This window comes from Rhodococcus sp. 2H158 (genome assembly GCF_053764755.1).
On the sequence record NZ_JBSNCE010000021.1, the window covers coordinates 54,670 to 70,658 of the forward strand.

Annotated in this window: 17 protein-coding genes; 11 read left to right on the top strand and 6 right to left on the bottom strand. The window is 71.5% G+C overall.

Features of this window, described 5'->3' with window-relative positions; all coding sequences use genetic code 11:
- The 6 genes from ACWPOB_RS20195 to ACWPOB_RS20220 are packed head-to-tail and all read left to right on the top strand — an operon-like array spanning position 1 to position 5,957.
- Complete coding sequence (locus tag ACWPOB_RS20195) at positions 1 to 1,434, top strand: MSMEG_0567/sll0787 family protein (protein ID WP_455401886.1); 1,434 nt, start codon at positions 1 to 3, stop codon at positions 1,432 to 1,434.
- Entirely contained in the window at positions 1,431 to 2,378 is a 948-nt protein-coding gene (locus ACWPOB_RS20200) for a carbon-nitrogen hydrolase family protein (RefSeq protein ID WP_455401887.1), read from the top strand. The genes ACWPOB_RS20195 and ACWPOB_RS20200 overlap by 4 nt, the downstream gene beginning before the upstream one ends.
- The gene (locus tag ACWPOB_RS20205; RefSeq protein WP_455401888.1) at positions 2,371 to 2,715 is read left to right on the top strand and encodes an MSMEG_0570 family nitrogen starvation response protein; all 345 of its coding nucleotides are present in this window, start codon (positions 2,371 to 2,373) and stop codon (positions 2,713 to 2,715) included. Before ACWPOB_RS20200 ends, ACWPOB_RS20205 begins: the two co-directional genes overlap by 8 nt.
- Positions 2,712 to 3,968 carry an MSMEG_0569 family flavin-dependent oxidoreductase gene (locus ACWPOB_RS20210; protein WP_455401889.1) on the top strand — a complete coding sequence of 419 codons (1,257 nt, stop codon included), beginning with the start codon at positions 2,712 to 2,714 and terminating at the stop codon, positions 3,966 to 3,968. Before ACWPOB_RS20205 ends, ACWPOB_RS20210 begins: the two co-directional genes overlap by 4 nt.
- 10 nt (positions 3,969 to 3,978) lie before the next feature.
- Positions 3,979 to 4,827, top strand: a complete 849-nt coding sequence (locus tag ACWPOB_RS20215; protein WP_006931879.1) for a carbon-nitrogen hydrolase family protein — start codon at positions 3,979 to 3,981, stop codon at positions 4,825 to 4,827.
- Positions 4,824 to 5,957: an MSMEG_0565 family glycosyltransferase gene (locus ACWPOB_RS20220; protein WP_455401890.1), complete on the top strand. Its 1,134-nt coding sequence runs from the start codon at positions 4,824 to 4,826 to the stop codon at positions 5,955 to 5,957. The genes ACWPOB_RS20215 and ACWPOB_RS20220 overlap by 4 nt, the downstream gene beginning before the upstream one ends.
- Here the strand turns inward: ACWPOB_RS20220 and ACWPOB_RS20225 are convergent.
- Positions 5,936 to 6,643, bottom strand: coding sequence for a response regulator (locus tag ACWPOB_RS20225; protein ID WP_455401891.1), 708 nt, complete (start codon positions 6,641 to 6,643; stop codon positions 5,936 to 5,938). The genes ACWPOB_RS20220 and ACWPOB_RS20225 overlap by 22 nt on opposite strands.
- A 2-nt stretch (positions 6,644 to 6,645) precedes the next feature.
- Positions 6,646 to 8,271, bottom strand: coding sequence for an ATP-binding protein (locus tag ACWPOB_RS20230; protein ID WP_455401892.1), 1,626 nt, complete (start codon positions 8,269 to 8,271; stop codon positions 6,646 to 6,648).
- A gap of 67 nt (positions 8,272 to 8,338) precedes the next feature.
- Here ACWPOB_RS20230 and ACWPOB_RS20235 point away from each other — a divergent pair, with 67 nt between their 5' ends.
- The 4 genes from ACWPOB_RS20235 to ACWPOB_RS20250 are packed head-to-tail and all read left to right on the top strand — an operon-like array spanning position 8,339 to position 11,790.
- A complete protein-coding gene (locus ACWPOB_RS20235) occupies positions 8,339 to 9,328 on the top strand; it encodes a Bug family tripartite tricarboxylate transporter substrate binding protein (protein ID WP_072634365.1) in 990 nt (329 codons plus the stop codon).
- Complete coding sequence (locus ACWPOB_RS20240) at positions 9,325 to 9,849, top strand: tripartite tricarboxylate transporter TctB family protein (RefSeq protein WP_006931888.1); 525 nt, start codon at positions 9,325 to 9,327, stop codon at positions 9,847 to 9,849. Before ACWPOB_RS20235 ends, ACWPOB_RS20240 begins: the two co-directional genes overlap by 4 nt.
- Before the next feature lies 1 nt (position 9,850).
- A complete protein-coding gene (locus ACWPOB_RS20245; protein ID WP_100056864.1) occupies positions 9,851 to 11,401 on the top strand; it encodes a tripartite tricarboxylate transporter permease in 1,551 nt (516 codons plus the stop codon).
- On the top strand, positions 11,398 to 11,790 hold the full coding sequence (locus tag ACWPOB_RS20250) for a universal stress protein (protein WP_100056865.1): 393 nt from the start codon (positions 11,398 to 11,400) through the stop codon (positions 11,788 to 11,790). The genes ACWPOB_RS20245 and ACWPOB_RS20250 overlap by 4 nt, the downstream gene beginning before the upstream one ends.
- Before the next feature lie 24 nt (positions 11,791 to 11,814).
- Here ACWPOB_RS20250 and ACWPOB_RS20255 read toward each other — a convergent pair whose 3' ends face one another.
- The 4 genes from ACWPOB_RS20255 to ACWPOB_RS20270 form a co-directional block, all read right to left on the bottom strand.
- Positions 11,815 to 12,504, bottom strand: coding sequence for an alpha-ketoglutarate-dependent dioxygenase AlkB family protein (locus ACWPOB_RS20255; protein ID WP_455401893.1), 690 nt, complete (start codon positions 12,502 to 12,504; stop codon positions 11,815 to 11,817).
- Positions 12,480 to 12,740: an Ada metal-binding domain-containing protein gene (locus tag ACWPOB_RS20260; RefSeq protein WP_006931895.1), complete on the bottom strand. Its 261-nt coding sequence runs from the start codon at positions 12,738 to 12,740 to the stop codon at positions 12,480 to 12,482. The genes ACWPOB_RS20255 and ACWPOB_RS20260 overlap by 25 nt, the downstream gene beginning before the upstream one ends.
- Positions 12,737 to 13,465, bottom strand: coding sequence for a 2OG-Fe(II) oxygenase (locus ACWPOB_RS20265; protein ID WP_455401894.1), 729 nt, complete (start codon positions 13,463 to 13,465; stop codon positions 12,737 to 12,739). Before ACWPOB_RS20265 ends, ACWPOB_RS20260 begins: the two co-directional genes overlap by 4 nt.
- A gap of 158 nt (positions 13,466 to 13,623) precedes the next feature.
- Positions 13,624 to 14,061, bottom strand: a complete 438-nt coding sequence (locus tag ACWPOB_RS20270) for a MarR family winged helix-turn-helix transcriptional regulator (RefSeq protein ID WP_100057699.1) — start codon at positions 14,059 to 14,061, stop codon at positions 13,624 to 13,626.
- A 76-nt stretch (positions 14,062 to 14,137) separates the two neighbouring features.
- On the opposite strand from ACWPOB_RS20270, the gene ACWPOB_RS20275 reads away from it, so the two are divergent.
- On the top strand, positions 14,138 to 15,973 hold the full coding sequence (locus ACWPOB_RS20275; RefSeq protein ID WP_455401895.1) for an ABC transporter ATP-binding protein: 1,836 nt from the start codon (positions 14,138 to 14,140) through the stop codon (positions 15,971 to 15,973).
- The last annotated feature ends 16 nt before the right edge of the window (positions 15,974 to 15,989 follow it).

The following is a 15,989-nucleotide window of genomic DNA, read 5'->3' on the forward strand; positions in this document are numbered from 1 at the left end:
ATGACATCCGAATCCGGCTCCCGGACCACCGAGCTGTTCGACCCCGCGGTGCTCGCCGGTCCCGCACCGGCGCCGCCGCCCGGCTTCCTCGTGCGCGCGGCGGACCACGCCGGCGACGTGGCGGCCTACCGCCGGCTGCGCCGCGAGACGTTCGTGCTCGAGCAGGGACTGTTCGCGGGCAGCGACCGGGACGATCTCGACGACGATCCCCGCACCGTCGTCCTGGTCGCTGCCGCACCCGACGGCGCCGTGCTCGGCGGGGTGCGGCTCGCCCCGGCCACCGACGGCGTGGACCTCGGCTGGTGGACCGGCAGCCGCCTGGTCGTCGACAGCCGCAGCCGCCACGGCGGCGGCATCGGCCGGGCCCTCGTCCGCGCGGCCTGCGCCTACGCCGAGTCCCACGGCGTGCTGCGCTTCGACGCGACCGTGCAGGCACCCAACGAGCCGATGTTCACCCGACTCGGTTGGGTCCGCCGGGGCGACGTCGTCGTCGCCGGTGCCCCGCATGTGCTGATGCAGTGGCCGCTCGACCGCATCGAACGGCTCGTCCGGTCCACGAAATCGGTTCTGGCACAGGCCTTGGCGCCGTTGGATCAGGGGCCGAACGGGCTCGGGGGCAACGGGTTCCGCGGCGACGACGGTGCGCCCGTTCCCGGCAGCGACCTCGTCGCGGCGTGCGACGCGATCGTGCCGGCGATGGTCCAGCGCGATCCCGAGTGGGCGGGCTGGTGCGCGGCCCTGGTCAACCTCAACGACCTGTCCGCGATGGGTGCGACGCCGGTCGGGATGCTCGACGCCGTCGGCGCCCCCAACCGCTCGGTGCTCACCCGCGTGCTCCGCGGGCTGGCGCACGCCGGCCGGATGTGGAACGTGCCGATCCTCGGTGGCCACACCCAGCTCGGCGTCCCCGCCGCGCTGTCGGTCACCGCGCTCGGCGCGGCGGCCGAGCCGATCCCGGCAGGCGGTGGCTCCGCGGGCCACGCCCTCCGCCTCACCGTCGACCTGCGCGGCCGGTGGCGACCGGGATACACCGGACAGCAATGGGATTCCACCTCGACGTGCACGTCCGAGGAGCTCGCGCTGCTCGGGTCCTTCGTCCGCCGCGCGCGGCCGGCGGCGGCCAAGGACGTGAGCATGGCCGGACTCGCCGGCACCGTCGGGATGCTGGCCGAAGCGAGCGGCGTCGGCGCAGTCCTCGACGTCGCGAGGATCCCGCGGCCGGCGGGCGCGACGATGGGCGACTGGATGACGTGCTTCCCGGGCTTCGCGATGGTGACCGCGGACCGGCCCGGACGCCCCACGCCGCCGAGCGGACCGGCCGTGTCCGTGGTGTGCGGGGAACTGACCACACGACCGGGGGTCGGCCTGCGCTGGCCCGACGGCATGATCACGAATGCGGTGCACGGCACCGTCACAGGATTGGGAAGAGCATGAGCGAGATCGGAATCTCGGTCGCGGCGGCAGAATTCGGCCGCGACATGGAGCAGTCCTACGCGACGATCGCGGCACTGATCGACCAGGCCCGCGCCCGGGGCAGCGACCTGCTGGTCCTGCCCGAAGCGTGCCTCGGCGGGTACCTGCCGAGCCTCGGCGGTGGCGACGAGAGCGAGGCGGCGCGGGAATGCCGCCTGCGCGCGCTGCCGCCGGCGCTCGCACTCGACGGACCGGAACTGCGGCGGGTCATGGACCTCGCCGGCGACCTCGTGGTGACCCTGGGCTTCTGCGAGGCCGACGGGCCGACCCGCTACAACGCGGCCGTGACGCTGCACGGCGACGGCGTCCTCGGCTCCTACCGCAAGGTGCACCAGCCGCTGGGCGAGAACCTCTGCTACGACGCCGGCGACCGCTACGCGGCGTTCGACACGCCGATCGGCCGGATGGGCATGCAGATCTGCTACGACAAGGCGTTCCCCGAGGCGGCCCGCGCCCTGGCCCTCGACGGCGCGGAGATCGTCACGTCGCTGTCCGCCTGGCCGACGGCCCGGACCGCGCAGGCCGCGGCCCTCGCGGACGATCGGTGGACGCAGCGCTTCGACCTCTACGACCGGGCCCGGGCGACCGAGAACCAGGTGGTGTGGGTGGCGTCCAACCAGGCCGGCACCTTCGGGTCGCTGCGGTTCGTGTGCAGCGCCAAGATCGTCGGGCCGGGTGGGGAGATCCTGGCGACCACCGGCACCGACCCCGGCCTGGCGTCCGCCCGGCTCGACGTGCGCGCCGAACTCGACGCGATCCGCGGCGGCGGCATGTACAACCTGCGGGACCGGCGGCCCGAGGTCTACGGCGACGTGGTCGCCCCCAACCTGGTGACCGGGACGCAGCTGAGCCGCGAGCAGCGGCCGGCGTCCCTCCGCGGGGCAGGGGTGCCGGCCCATGCCTGAAATGACCTACACGGTGCGGTGGCCCGACGGCCGCGCCGGCGAGTACTACTCGCCGTCCCTGGTGATGCACGACCACCTGACCGCGGGCGCGGACTACGCCGTCCGGGACTTCGTCGACCGCACTCGCCTGGCCCTCACCGAGGCGAGCGAACGCGTGCGCGTCAAGTTCGGCATGTACTGCACCTCCGCGGCCGCGACGCTCGCGGAGATCGAGGCGACGGCCGGTCGTTACGAACCCGATGCCGTCGTGCGGGTGCTGGCCCTGGATCCGCCCACCGTCGACGCCGCGCCGAGTGCCGCCGGCGCAGTCCACCGACCGGAAGGAACAGTCCGATGATCGAGAACCGTGACGTCGTCGTCGTGGGCGGGGGTCAGGCCGGTCTGTCCGTCAGCTGGCACCTCGTGCAGCGGGGCATCGACCACGTGGTGCTCGAACGGGACGGCATCGCCCACGAGTGGCGCGACAGCCGGTGGGACAACTTCACCCTCGTCACCCCCAACTGGCAATGCAACCTGCCCGGCTACAGCTACCGCGGCGACGATCCGGACGGGTTCATGACCCGCGACGAGACGTACGCGTTCGTCCGCGGCTACGCCGGCACCTTCCATCCGCCGGTGCGCGAGGGCGTCGCGGTCACGTCGGTGACGCAGGCGGCCGGCGGCGGCTTCGATGTGCAGACCACCGCAGGCCCGATCCGGGCGCGGCAGGTCGTCGTCACCACCGGCGGCTACCACGAGCCCGTGGTGCCGCGGTACGCGGAGAAGCTGCCCGCGCACGTCACCCAGCTGCACTCCTCGCGGTACAGGTCGGCGTCCGCGCTGCCGGACGGTGCGGTGCTGGTGGTCGGCAACGGGCAGTCCGGCGCGCAGATCGCCGAGGACCTCATGCTCGCCGGCCGGCAGGTCCACCTGGTGACCGGGAGCGCACCGCGGGTGGCGCGGTTCTACCGCGGGCGGGACTGCGTGGCCTGGCTGCACGACATGGGCACCTATGACGTGCCCATCGCCGAACACCCCGGCGGAACCGCCAAGCGGGAGAACACCAATCACTACGTCACGGGCCGCGACGGCGGTCGCGACATCGACCTGCGGTCCTTCGCCCTCGAGGGGATGCGCCTCTACGGCAGGCTGCTCGGTGTGGACGACGGAGTGCTGCGTGTGGCGCCCACCCTCGGCGCGTCGCTCGACGCGGCCGACGCCGTGGCCGAGAGCATCAAGGACATGATCGACGACTACATCGCGCAGGAGGGCATCGACGCCCCGCCGGAGGAGCGGTACGTCCCGGTGTGGCGACCCGCCGAGGAACCCACCGGCCTGGACCTGGCCACCGCCGGAATCGGCTCGGTGATCTGGTCGATCGGATTCCGGACGAACTACCGCTGGCTGCACGCCGGGGTCTTCGACGGTGCCGGTCTGCCGTGCCACAATCGGGGCGTGACCTCGGTGCCCGGCCTGTACTTCCTGGGCCTGCCCTGGCTGCACACGTGGGGATCGGGACGATTCGCCGGAATCGCCCGCGACGCCGAATACCTCGCGGACCGGATCGAGCTCGAGGCCGGACTGCGGGCCTCGATCGGCGCCCCGGTCTGACGGGCGCCGCATGACGCGTATCGCCGCCCTGGCCGGTCACTTCGGACGCGACGTGCCGCGGGCCCTGCTCAAACTGGAGACCCTGATCGAGTCCGCGCGACGGGACCGCATCGAGCTGCTGGTGCTGCCCGACGCGTGCCTCGGCGGGTACATCTCGGACCTGCGCCGGCCCGACCCGGACGACCTGCCGCCCGCACTGTGGCGGGACGGACCCGAACTCGACGCGCTCGCCCGGATGGCGGGCGAGATGACCGTGTGCGTCGGCTACACCGAACGGGACGGGGATCTGCGGTACAACGCCGCCGCCTGCGTCACCGGCGACGGGATTCTCGGCACCCACCGCAAGGTGCACCAGCCGGCCGGGGAATTCCTCGCCTACGCGCCGGGCGACCGGTTCGAGGCGTTCGACACCCCGGTGGGCCGCATGGGCATGCTGATCGACTACGACAAGACGTTCCCCGAGTCCGCCCGCACGCTGGCGCTGGACGGCGCACGGATCGTCGCCGCGCTGTCGGCGTGGCCCGCGAGCGTCACCGACCGGGCGGCCCGGCTGCCGCAGGACCGGCAGTCCCGGCTGTTCGACCTGTACGACGCGGCCCGCGCCGCCGAGAACCAGGTCGTGCTCGTCTCGTCCAATCAGACCGGGATGCAGGGCGGCATGCGCTTCCTCGGGCAGGCGAAGATCGTCGGCCCGGGTGGCGAGGTGCTCGCCCGCACGGGCACCAAGGGCGGGCTCGCCGTCGTCGACATCGACGTCGAGGTCGAGGTGGAACGCGCCCGCCGGGTGCTGCACCACCTGGCCGAGCGGCGCGTGGACACCTATCGGGGACTGCTCGACGAGAAGGGGGACATCGGGTGAGGATCGCTCTGCTCACGTACTCCACCAAGCCGCGCGGCGGTGTCGTCCACACCCTCAATCTTGCCGAGGCCCTGGCCCGGACGGGCCACGACGTCGCCGTGTGGACGCTCGGGCGCGGCGGCGACGACGGGTTCTTCCGCGCCGTCGACCCGGCCGTGCGGGTGCGCGTCGTCCCGTTCGCCGGGGTGGACGGGGAGGGGGTGGGGGAGCGCATCATGCGTTCGATCGCCGCGCTCGGGGCGGCGTTCACCCCCGGCAGGTACGACGTGGTGCACGCGCAGGACTGCATCAGCGCCAACGCCGTCGGAAACCGGTGCATCCGCACGATCCACCACCTCGACCGGTTCACCACGCCGCAGCTCGCCGCCTGTCACGAGCGGGCCGTCGTCGAACCGTATGCGCGGATCTGCGTCTCGCGTGCGGTCGCCGAGGAGGTCCGCGCGGGCTGGGGTTTCACGCCGACGGTCATCGCCAACGGCGTCGACGCGCACCGCTTCTCGCGCGCCGAGCACGACAGGGCGGCGCGGGCCCGGTGGCGGGCGCAGCTGGGGGAGTACGTGCTGGCCGTCGGTGGCATCGAACCCCGCAAGGGCAGTATCGATCTGGTGGAGGCGTTCGCCCTGCTGCGCCGTGAGCGGCCGGGGACGCGCCTGGTGTTCGCCGGTGGCGAGACGTTGTTCGACTACCGGCCGTACCGAGCCGAATTCGACCGTCGCTGCAGGGAACTGGGTGTGGATCCGACGATCCTGGGGACGGTGGCCGAGGACGCGCTGCCGGCGTTGGTCGCGCAGGCGTCGGTGTTCGCGTTCCTGTCCACGAAGGAGGGCTTCGGGCTCGCCGCGATGGAGGCCCTGGCCGCCGGAGTGCCCGTGGTGGCGCGGGATCTGCCGGTGCTGCGCGAGGTGTTCGGCGACACCGTCCGGTTCGCGTCGACGCACCGGGGGATGGCCGGCGCCCTCACCGAGCCGCCCGACGCCGCGCGGACACACCGGGGGCGGGCGCTCGCCGCGGCCCACACCTGGGACGACGCGGCGGCCGCGCACCTCGCCTTCTACCGCTCCGTCGTGCACCTGCAACCCGCGGAGCACTCACGGGATGCGGCCCGGGGTCAGTGCCCGGCGGGCCGGTAGCGGCGGACCGGTCGGCCGGTGCCGCCGTATTCGAGGCGCAGTTCGAGCAGGCCTGCGTCCAGGTAGTGCTCGAGGTACCGGCGCACGCTCACCCGCGACAACCCGGCGAGCTCCGCGCACTCGGTGGCGGACAGTTCGCCGCGGGCGCGGACCGTGGCGAGGATCAGCCGGCCGGTTTCGGCGCTCAGTCCCTTCGGCAGCCGTACGGGTTCGGCGGCCTTGCCGCCGGCACCGAACAGGGAGTCGATGAACGTCTGGTCGGCGCTCGTCTGGGTCGCGAGCTCGTGCGCTCGGCGCCGGAAGTTCTCGAGCTTCTCCCGGAGCTGCGCGTACTCGAACGGCTTGACCAGGTAGTCGGTCGCTCCGCCGTGCAGGGCGCGACCGACGGTGTCGATCTCCCGGGCTGCGGTGATCATGATGACGGCGACGGCGTCGCCCTCGGCGCGCAGCCGCTGAAGGACGTCGAGTCCCGACATGTCGGGCAGGTAGACGTCGAGCAGGAGGAGGTCGGGTGCGGTGGTCCGCGCGGCGTCGAGCGCCTCCGCGCCGCTGTGTGCCACCGCGACCGTGGTGAAGCCCTTGGTCCGGTCCACGAATCGACGGTGGATCTCCGCGACCATGAAGTCGTCGTCCACGACGACGACCTTGTGTGTCGCTGCCTCGTCCGATCCTGGACGGTCGTGCATGGTCAGCCATCCTTACTGCGCGGGATGTGGACGGTGAACAAGGCGCCGCCGGTGACCGGGGCATCGGAGACGGTAGCCGATCCGCCGTGCTGGGCGCTGACCAGCCGCACGAGCGCCAGTCCGACCCCGCGTCCCCCGGGCGTGTCGGGTTTGGACGTGACGCCCCGGGCGAAGATCTCCTCCCGCAGGGAATCGGGCACGCCGGGACCCGAATCGGCGACCTCGACCGTGATGCCGTCGGAGTCGGTGATGCGGACGGAGATCCGCGCGTCACGCCCGCCCTCCGACACGTCGACGGCGTTGTCGACGAGATTGCCGAGGACGGTGATGACGTCGGTGGCGAGTTCGGGGTCGAGGGCCCGCAGGCGCGAATCGGGCTCCAGGACCAGGGTCACTCCGGTCTCCGCGGCGAGCGATGTCTTCGCGATGAGCAAGGCGGCCACGGCGGGGTCGGAAATACGCTGCGTCACAGCGTCACTGATTTCGGCTCGGCGCCTGGTGAGAGTTCCGACGAAGTCGGTGACGGCGTCGTAGTCGCCGAGTTGGGTGAGCCCCGAGATGGTGTGGAGCTGATTGGCGAATTCGTGGGTCTGGGCCCGGAGGGTGTCGGTGACACTCTTGTGCGACGACAGCTGGCTCTGCAGCGACGCCAGCTCGGTGCTGTCGCGCATCGTGGTGACGGTGCCGATCCGCTGTCCCCGGCTCGTCGCGGTCCGGCGACTGAGCGCCAGCACCCGGGACGCCGTCGACAGCACGACGTCGCCGCTGTCGTCCCCGCTGAGCAGGTACTGACGGACCGCCGGTTCGAGGTCGACGTCGTCGACGCGGCGGCCGACGGCGTCCGCGGTGAGGCCGAGCAGCTCCTGTGCGCTGTCGTTGAGAACGGTGATGACGCCCTCGGTGTTCACCGCCACCACGCCCTCGCGGATGTTGTGCAGCAGCGCCTCGCGGTGGTCGGCGAGGTTGGCGATCTCGGCGATCTCGAGCCCCCGGGTGTGGGTCTTGATCCGTCGCGACAGCAGCCACGAGCCGAGGAGCCCGAGCCCGGCGCCGATGCCGAGATACAGCAGCAACCGGGCTCCGGCGCTGCTGAGGAGGTCCCACAGGGACGGGTAGTCGTCGCTCACCGACACGATCGCGAGCACGGTCCCGGCCGGCGACAGGATCGGGACGTGTCCCGCGATGGCGCGACGGCCGTCGACGACCACGTCACCGGACCAGGCCCGGCCGGTTGCCACGTCGCTGGTCCCGAGTGCCGCAGCCGCGCCGAGCCGGGTCGGGTCCGACGACACGAGGACCGTGCCGTCGGCGGTCACGATCTCGGCGAGCGTCGCCCCGGACAGGTTCACGGCGCGGTCCACTTCGGGCGCGAGAACCGTGCCGGCGGACGGTGCGGACAGCAGTTCCCGCACCACGGGCGTCGAGGCCACGTTCTCGGCGACCGCGATCATCCGCTGACCCTGCAGGTCGCGGAATCCGACGGTCGACTGGTGCACCGACACCGCGGCGACCGCCAGCAGCACCACCGCCACGACGGCGAGCTGAAGGAGCAGAACCTGCCCGGCGAGGCTGCGGATACGGAGGGGACGTGGTGACCACAATGAACTCAAGTTCCGTTTCGTACTCAAGAGTGACGTGACTCACTGACGGGTTCAGTATTGCGGAAGGTCACACTTTTCGGCGAAAGAAGGAACGATGTCCAGGACAGCCGGCGGAGGCCGCGTACGTGCGGTCCTACTGCTCGTGCTCGCGGGGATTCTCGTTGCCGGATGCGGCGTCACCCGCGGCGAGGACGAGGGTCTGCACCGGGTGCGGATGATGGTTCCCAACAGCCCCGGCGGAGGCTACGACCTCACCGCCCGGACGGCGGTGAAGATCATGGAGGACGACGGCATCACCGGCCGCGTGGAGGTCTTCAACGTCATCGGCGCAGGCGGAACGGTGGCGATGGCCCGGCTCATGAACGAGGCGGGCAACGACGACCTCATGATGATGATGGGCCTCGGCGTGGTCGGCGCGGGCTACACGAACGGCTCGACGGCCCGGGTGTCCGACGCAACGGCCCTGGCCAGGATGGTCGAGGAGCAGGAGGGCATTCTCGTCCCCGCGGACTCGCCGTTGCGCACCGTCGACGACTTCGTCGCCGCGTGGCGCGCCGACCCGTCGGCGATCACGATCGGCGGTGGATCGTCACCCGGAGGTCCCGACCACCTGTTCCCGATGGAGACGGCACGTGCGGTGGGGGTGGATCCGAAGGCAGTGAACTTCGTGTCCTACGACGGCGGCGGTGATCTGCTGACCGCGCTGCTCGGCGAGAAGATCACCGCGGGCACGTCGGGGCTCGGCGAGTACGTCGACCAGATCGAGGCGGGCCAGGTCCGGGTCCTCGCGGTGTCGGGCAACGAGCGCGTTCCCGGCATCGACGCACCGACGCTCCGTGAGGCGGGCATCGATCTGACCTTCACCAACTGGCGCGGAATCCTTGCGCCGCCCGGAATTTCGGACGACGCCAAGGCGGCAATGGTGGAGGCGCTCGCGAAGTTGCACGACACCCCGGCATGGAAGGAGGCTCTGGTGAAGAACGGTTGGAGCGACGCGTTCGCGACCGGACCGGAGTTCGAGCGGTTCCTCGAAGAGCAGGACGAGCGGGTTTCGTCCACGCTGTCCGAGCTGGGGCTGGCATGAGTACGCGGGCAGCGGCCGATGCGACGCCGGCCCGCCGGATGAAGGATCCGGCCCAGTTCGTCGTCTGCGGTGTGCTCGTGGCGGTGGGAGTTTTCCTGATCGTCGACGCGCTCACTCTGACCGCGGGTTTCGTCAAGGTCGACCCGGTGGGGCCTCGGCTGTTCCCGATGGTCGTCGGCACCGGACTCGTCGTCTGCGCGGTGGCGCTCGCAGCGGCGATCCTGTGGGGATCGACCGGCGAGGAGGACGGCGGAGAGGACGTGGACCTGTCGTCGCCCGGGGACTGGCGCACGGTCGGGCTGCTGGTCGCATTGTTCGTCGCGACGATCGCCCTCGTCGGCCCGCTGGGGTGGGCGATCACCGGAACCCTGTTGTTCGCCGGCGCCGCGACGGTCCTGGGAAACAGACACTACGTGCGCAGTCTCGTGATCGGCGCGGTCCTCGGGTTCGGCAGCTTCTACGCATTCTACGTCGGGCTCGGAATACCGCTGCCCGCAGGCATTCTGGACGGAATTCTGTGACATGGACACATTGACCTGGCTGCTGCAGGGGTTCGAGCAGGCGGCGACCCCGATGAACCTGCTCTACGCGTGTCTCGGCGTCCTGCTGGGTACCGCGGTCGGAGTACTGCCGGGCATCGGGCCCGCGATGACGGTGGCACTGCTGCTGCCCGTCACCTACAACGTGAGCCCGAGCGCCGCGTTCATCATGTTCGCCGGCATCTACTACGGCGGAATGTACGGCGGGTCGACGACCTCGATCCTCCTCAACACCCCGGGGGAGTCGTCCTCCGTGATCACCGCGATCGAGGGCAACCGGATGGCCAGAGCCGGGCGCGCGGCGCAGGCTCTCGCCACCGCCGCCATCGGCTCGTTCGTCGCCGGATCGATCGGCACGATGCTGCTGGTGCTCTTCGCTCCCGCGGTGTCGCGCTTCGCCGTGACTCTCGGCGCGCCGTCCTATCTGGCGATCATGCTGCTCGCGCTGGTCGCCGTCACCGCCGTCCTCGGCAGTTCCAAGCTCCGGGGCTGCATCTCGCTGTTCCTGGGTCTCGCGATCGGACTGGTCGGGATCGACTTCCTCACCGGGCAGCCCCGCGCCACCTTCGGCATTCCGCAGCTGTCCGACGGGATCGACATCGTCGTCGTCGCGGTCGCGGTGTTCGCGGTCGGTGAGGCGCTGTGGGTGGCCGCGCACCTGCGCCGCCGCCCCGCCGAGGTCATCCCGGTCGGCCGTCCGTGGATGGGCCGCAGCGACTGGAAGCGGTCGTGGAAGCCGTGGTTGCGCGGCACCGCATACGGATTCCCGTTCGGCGCGCTGCCGGCGGGTGGTGCCGAGCTGCCGACATTCCTCTCGTACATCACCGAGAAGAAGCTGTCGAAGCACAAGGACGAGTTCGGCAAGGGCGCCATCGAAGGCGTCGCGGGACCGGAGGCGGCGAACAACGCCTCCGCGGCGGGCACCCTCGTGCCGATGCTGTCGCTGGGCCTGCCGACCAATGCGACCGCCGCGGTGATGCTGACCGCCTTCGTGTCGTACGGAATCCAGCCCGGGCCGACGCTGTTCGAGAAGGAACCGCTGCTGATCTGGACGCTGATCGCGAGCCTGTTCATCGGCAACTTCCTCCTGCTCGTCCTCAACCTTCCCCTCGCCCCGCTGTGGGCCAAGCTGCTCCGCACGCCCCGGCCGTATCTGTACGCCGGCATCCTGTTCTTCGCCGCGCTCGGCGCGTTCGCCGTCAACCTGCAGTGGCTCGACCTCGCCCTGCTGCTGACGTTCGGTCTGCTCGGACTCATGATGCGCCGGTTCGGTCTTCCGGTGCTGCCGTTGATCATCGGGGTGATCCTCGGGCCGCGCATCGAACGCCAACTCCGCCAGAGCTTGCAGCTCGGAGGCGGCGACTGGGGCAGTCTCGTCACCGAACCCGTCGCCATCGTCGTCTACATCGTCATCGCACTGCTGCTCGTCGCGCCGCTCGCCGCCCGGTTCGTCCGCTCGCGACGGCCTGCCGTGATTCCGGCCGGCACCCCCGGTGACGACTCCAGCGAGACCCGAGAGAAGGCCCACGCATGATCGTCGTCGGATTCACCCCGGACCGGTACGGCGGAGCCGCCGTCGACCACGGCATCGCCGAGGCCCGGTTGCGCGGCACCTCACTGCTCGTGATCAACACCTCCAGGGGCGATGCCCTCGCGGACCGGTCGTTCGCCGCCCGGGCACAGCTCGAGGCGCTGGAGGAGAAGCTGTCCGGAAGCGGCGTCGAGCACGAGATCAGGCAGACGGTCGGCGACGAGACCGTCGACGTGATCCTGGACGCCATGGAGCCCGACGAGGCGCAACTGCTGGTGATCGGGGTCCGCGACCGCACACCCGTCGGCAAGTTGCTTCTCGGCAGTACCGCCCAGCGGCTGCTGCTGTCCTGCCGCAAACCGGTGCTGGCGGTCAAACCCGAGGAGGCGTGAGGCTCCCCGCCGCTCCGGGGTAGCTCACCCGCCGAGCCCGGTGACCCGCATCGTGAGGTTGAGCCGGCCCCGCGTCATCCCCGACGCGGGGTCGGCCGTTCCGGGAAAGACTTTGGGCACACCGTGATACGCGAACCGCGACGGACCGCCGAACACGAACAGGTCGCCGGATTCGAGCCGGACGTCGCGGTAGGGCCGGCCGCGGGTCTCGGTGTTGCCGAACCGGAAGGTGCACGCGTCGCCGATGCTGAGCGACACGATGGGGGCGTCGCTGCGTTCGTCCTTGTCCTGATGCATGCCCATGCGGGCGTCGCCGTCGTAGAAGTTGACCAGCGCGGTGTCGGGGGTGTAACCGTCGCCGGCGTGCGGGTCGTCGTACGCGGCGACGAGGGCACGCCGCCCGAGGTCGCCCAGCCGGTCCGGGAAAGGGGCGACGGGAGCGTCGTTCACGTCCACCGCGGTGCGGGTGTAACGGTACGGCGACCAGTGCCACCCGAGGCAGACGGTCTGCACCGACATCCGGCCCCCGCCCGGCAGGGCGGTGTGACGGATCGGCACGGGCCCGCGCGCCCAGTCCCGGCAGGCGGCGACGAGGCGGCGTTGCTCGTCGACGTCGAGCCAGCCGGGCACGTGCACGGCGCCCGGGGCGATCTCGACGCGGGCGCGCGGCACGGGGAACAGGGCGTCGCTCACGGGTGCCGCCTCGTCTGCCATTCCCGGTAGCGCCCCGGAAGGCACACCGCGCACGGGCGGTATCCGGCTGCGACGGCATCGGATTCGTCGGCGAAGAAGACCCGGTCCCGGACGTATCCGCCGCGGGCGATCGCCCGCAGCGCCGCGCGGCAGTCGAGGCGACCGTAGATCCGGCCGCGCCGGTGCCCACCGACGGACCCGGGGATCGGGCTGCGGTAGGGGCGGCCGTCCGCACCGAGGAGCGTGTAGCCGGTCATCGGGCGTCGTGCAGGACGAGGCCGAGGGTGCGGCGGACGCCGGCGCGGACGGTGCTGACCCCGTGCCGGACGGGGGAGCGGGTCCAGCCGCGCGCGGAGGGGGTGGGCCGGTCGCGGGTGGTGAAGATCAGCCCGTGACCCTGTTGCAGCACGGTGGCGGTGCCGCGAGACTGCGCGCGGGCGCGTTGCTCGACGAGGAGGAACTCGCCGCCGAGGTGCTCGTGGCCGGGCCGGTCGAGGCCGATCACCACCTGCAGCGGGAACACCAGGTCGCCGTAGAGGTCGCGGTGCAGGGCGTTCCAGTCGCCGGTCGTGTAGCACAGCAGGATGGGCGTCGGCCGGGTCTGTCCGGCGGCGTGGCAGGCGTCGAGCCAATCGCCGAAGTCGTCGGGCCAGGGCGCCGGGTCGCCGAGCCGCTGCGCCCAGTCCCGGGCGACGGGCAGCAACCGGTGGTAGAACGCCGCGCGCAACCGGGTGATGCCCTCGGGTACGGGGTCGCCGAAGTACCGGTAGGTGCCCTTGCCGAAGCGGTGCCGTTCCATGTCGATCGTGCTGCGGAAGCGGCGTTCGTCGTCCCACATCGCGGCGACGCGCGCGCACTCGTCCGCGGTGAGCAGCGCCCCGGTCTGCGCGCACCCCGTCGCGTCGAGTTCCTCGACGAGCGCCGGCCAGTCCTGAGCATCGACCCGCGCGGTGAGCGAGTCGCTCCGGTTCCCGGTGGTCATGGTTCCTCCTCCGGCCGGGCTGTCCCACCCGGCCCACTGGGTAGACGTCCGTCGGGCGGGGAACGTGAGATCCGAGCGGGAGGTTGTCGCGCCGAGGGGGCGGTTGTCGGCCACGCCACTCGCGCGTTGCCGCAACAACCTCCCCCTCGTCGCGGGAGTCACCCGTCGGCGAGCTTGGTGAGGAGGCGGGCCAGTTCGGTGCGCTCGGGGGCGTCGAGGTGGGCGAAGAACTCGGTGGCCTCGGCGTCGCGCGCGGCGTCGAGTTCGGCCGCGATGCGACGGCCCTCGTCGGTGAGGTGGACGCACACGGCGCGACGGTCGGCGGGGTCGGCGACGCGACGGGTCAGGCCCCGGGCCTCGAGCCGGTCGATCACCTCGGTGGCCGATCGCGGCGCGATGCGCAGCGCCTTGGCGACGTCGCCGAGGCGCAGCGGCTGAGCGGAGTGGCCGACGACGTGCAGCGCGCGGTGCTCGTGCGGGGACAGTTCCCACGGGACGAGGGTGGCGTGCCAGCGGCGTCGCAGCGTGCGGGTGGCCGTCATCAGCAGGTCGCGCAGCGCCGGGTCGGTGGGGGCGTCGGACATGATGCGGATCATACCTCACTTGACGGTTGCCTCTTAGTGAGGCAACCTCAACAAGTACGTTTCGTGCCTCACGAAGGAGGTGATGGGCATGATGCAGCCTCCGCCCGGCGGCGGGCCGGGACCGATGCGGCACGCCAAGCCCGACCCGCGCGACCGCGCCCAGCTCGAGGAATCCCCCGTGAGCGTGCAGCGCATCGGCGCGCTCTTCGCGCCCTACCGCTGGCAGGTCGCGCTCGTCGTCGGTCTCATCGTGGTGTCGTCGGTGATCACGCTCGCCAACCCGTTCCTCGTCCGCACCCTCATCGACCACGCGATTCCCGACCAGGACGTGCCGTTGCTGCTCGGCGCCGTCGGCGCGATGCTCGCCGTCACCGTCGTCGCCTCGATCCTCGGAGTGGTGCAGACGTGGATCTCCACCACGGTGGGCCAGCACGTCATGCACGACCTGCGCACCCGCGTGTTCGACCACCTGCAACGGCAGTCCCTCGGCTTCTTCACCCGCACCCGCGGCGGGGAGATCCAGTCACGCCTGACCAACGACATCGGCGGCATGCAGAACGTCGTCACCTCCACCGCCACCTCGATCGCCGCCAACGTCACCACCGTCGTCGGCACGGCCGTCGCGATGGCGGTGCTCAGCTGGCGGCTGTCGCTGCTGTCCCTGCTCGTGCTGCCGCCGGCGATCTGGCTCACCCGCAAGGTTGCCCTGATGCGCCGCGAGATCACCACCGTGCGCCAGCGTCGCCTCGCCGACATGCAGACCCAGATCGAGGAGAGCCTCTCGCTCAGCGGTGTACTGCTCGGCAAGACCCTCGGCACCGGCCCGGCCATGTCGACACGCTTCGCCCGCACCTCCACCGAACTGGCCGACCTCGAGGTCCGTTCCCAGCTGTCCGGGCGCTGGCGCATGGCCACGATGAACATCGTCTTCGCCGCCATCCCCGCCCTGCTCTACCTCGTCGCCGGCCTGCCCGCGACGTCGGGCGGGATGACCATCGGCACCCTCGTCGCCTTCACCGGCCTGCAGGCCACCCTGTTCCGGCCGCTGATGAGCCTGCTCGACGTGGGCGTGTCGGTCACCGGTTCGCTGGCGCTGTTCAGCCGCATCTTCGAATACCTCGACCTGACCGTCGAGATCGGCGAACCCGCGAACCCGGTGCGGCTCGACCTCGACCGGATAGCCGGCGCCGTGCGGTTCGACGACGTCCGCTTCCGCTACGACGGCGCCGACCGGGACGCGCTGGCCGGCATCACCCTCGACGTGCCCGCCGGCTCACACGTCGCTCTCGTCGGCGAAACAGGTTCGGGAAAGACAACTCTCGGGTCGCTCGTCGCGCGGCTGTACGACCCCACGTCGGGGCGGGTGACGATCGACGGCGTCGACGTGCGCGACCTGCCGCTCGCCGACATCGCGAGCCTGGTCGGGGTCGTCTCCCAGGAGACGTACCTGCTGCACGCCACGGTCCGGGAGAACCTGCGCCACGCCAAGCCCGACGCGACGGACGCCGAGATCGAGCAGGCCGCCCGCGCCGCGCACATCCACGAGCTCCTGTCCTCGTTGCCGGACGGCTACGACACCGTCGTCGGGGCGCGCGGACACCGCTTCTCCGGCGGAGAGAAGCAGCGCCTCGCCATCGCCCGCACCCTGCTGCGCGACCCGCGCATCCTGGTGCTCGACGAGGCGACGAGCGCGCTCGACAACGAGACCGAACGCGCGGTGCAGCAGGCCCTGGACGCGGCCCGACGCGGCCGCACGACCCTCACCGTCGCGCACCGCCTCTCGACGATCCGCGACGCCGACACGATCGTCGTCCTCGACCGCGGCAGCATCGTGGAGCAGGGCAGCCACGACGAACTGCTGGCCCGCGGCGGCAGATACGCCGCGCTCGCGGCCCGCACGGAACCGCAGGAAGTCGGCGTGTAGGCGGCGCTCCCCGCGA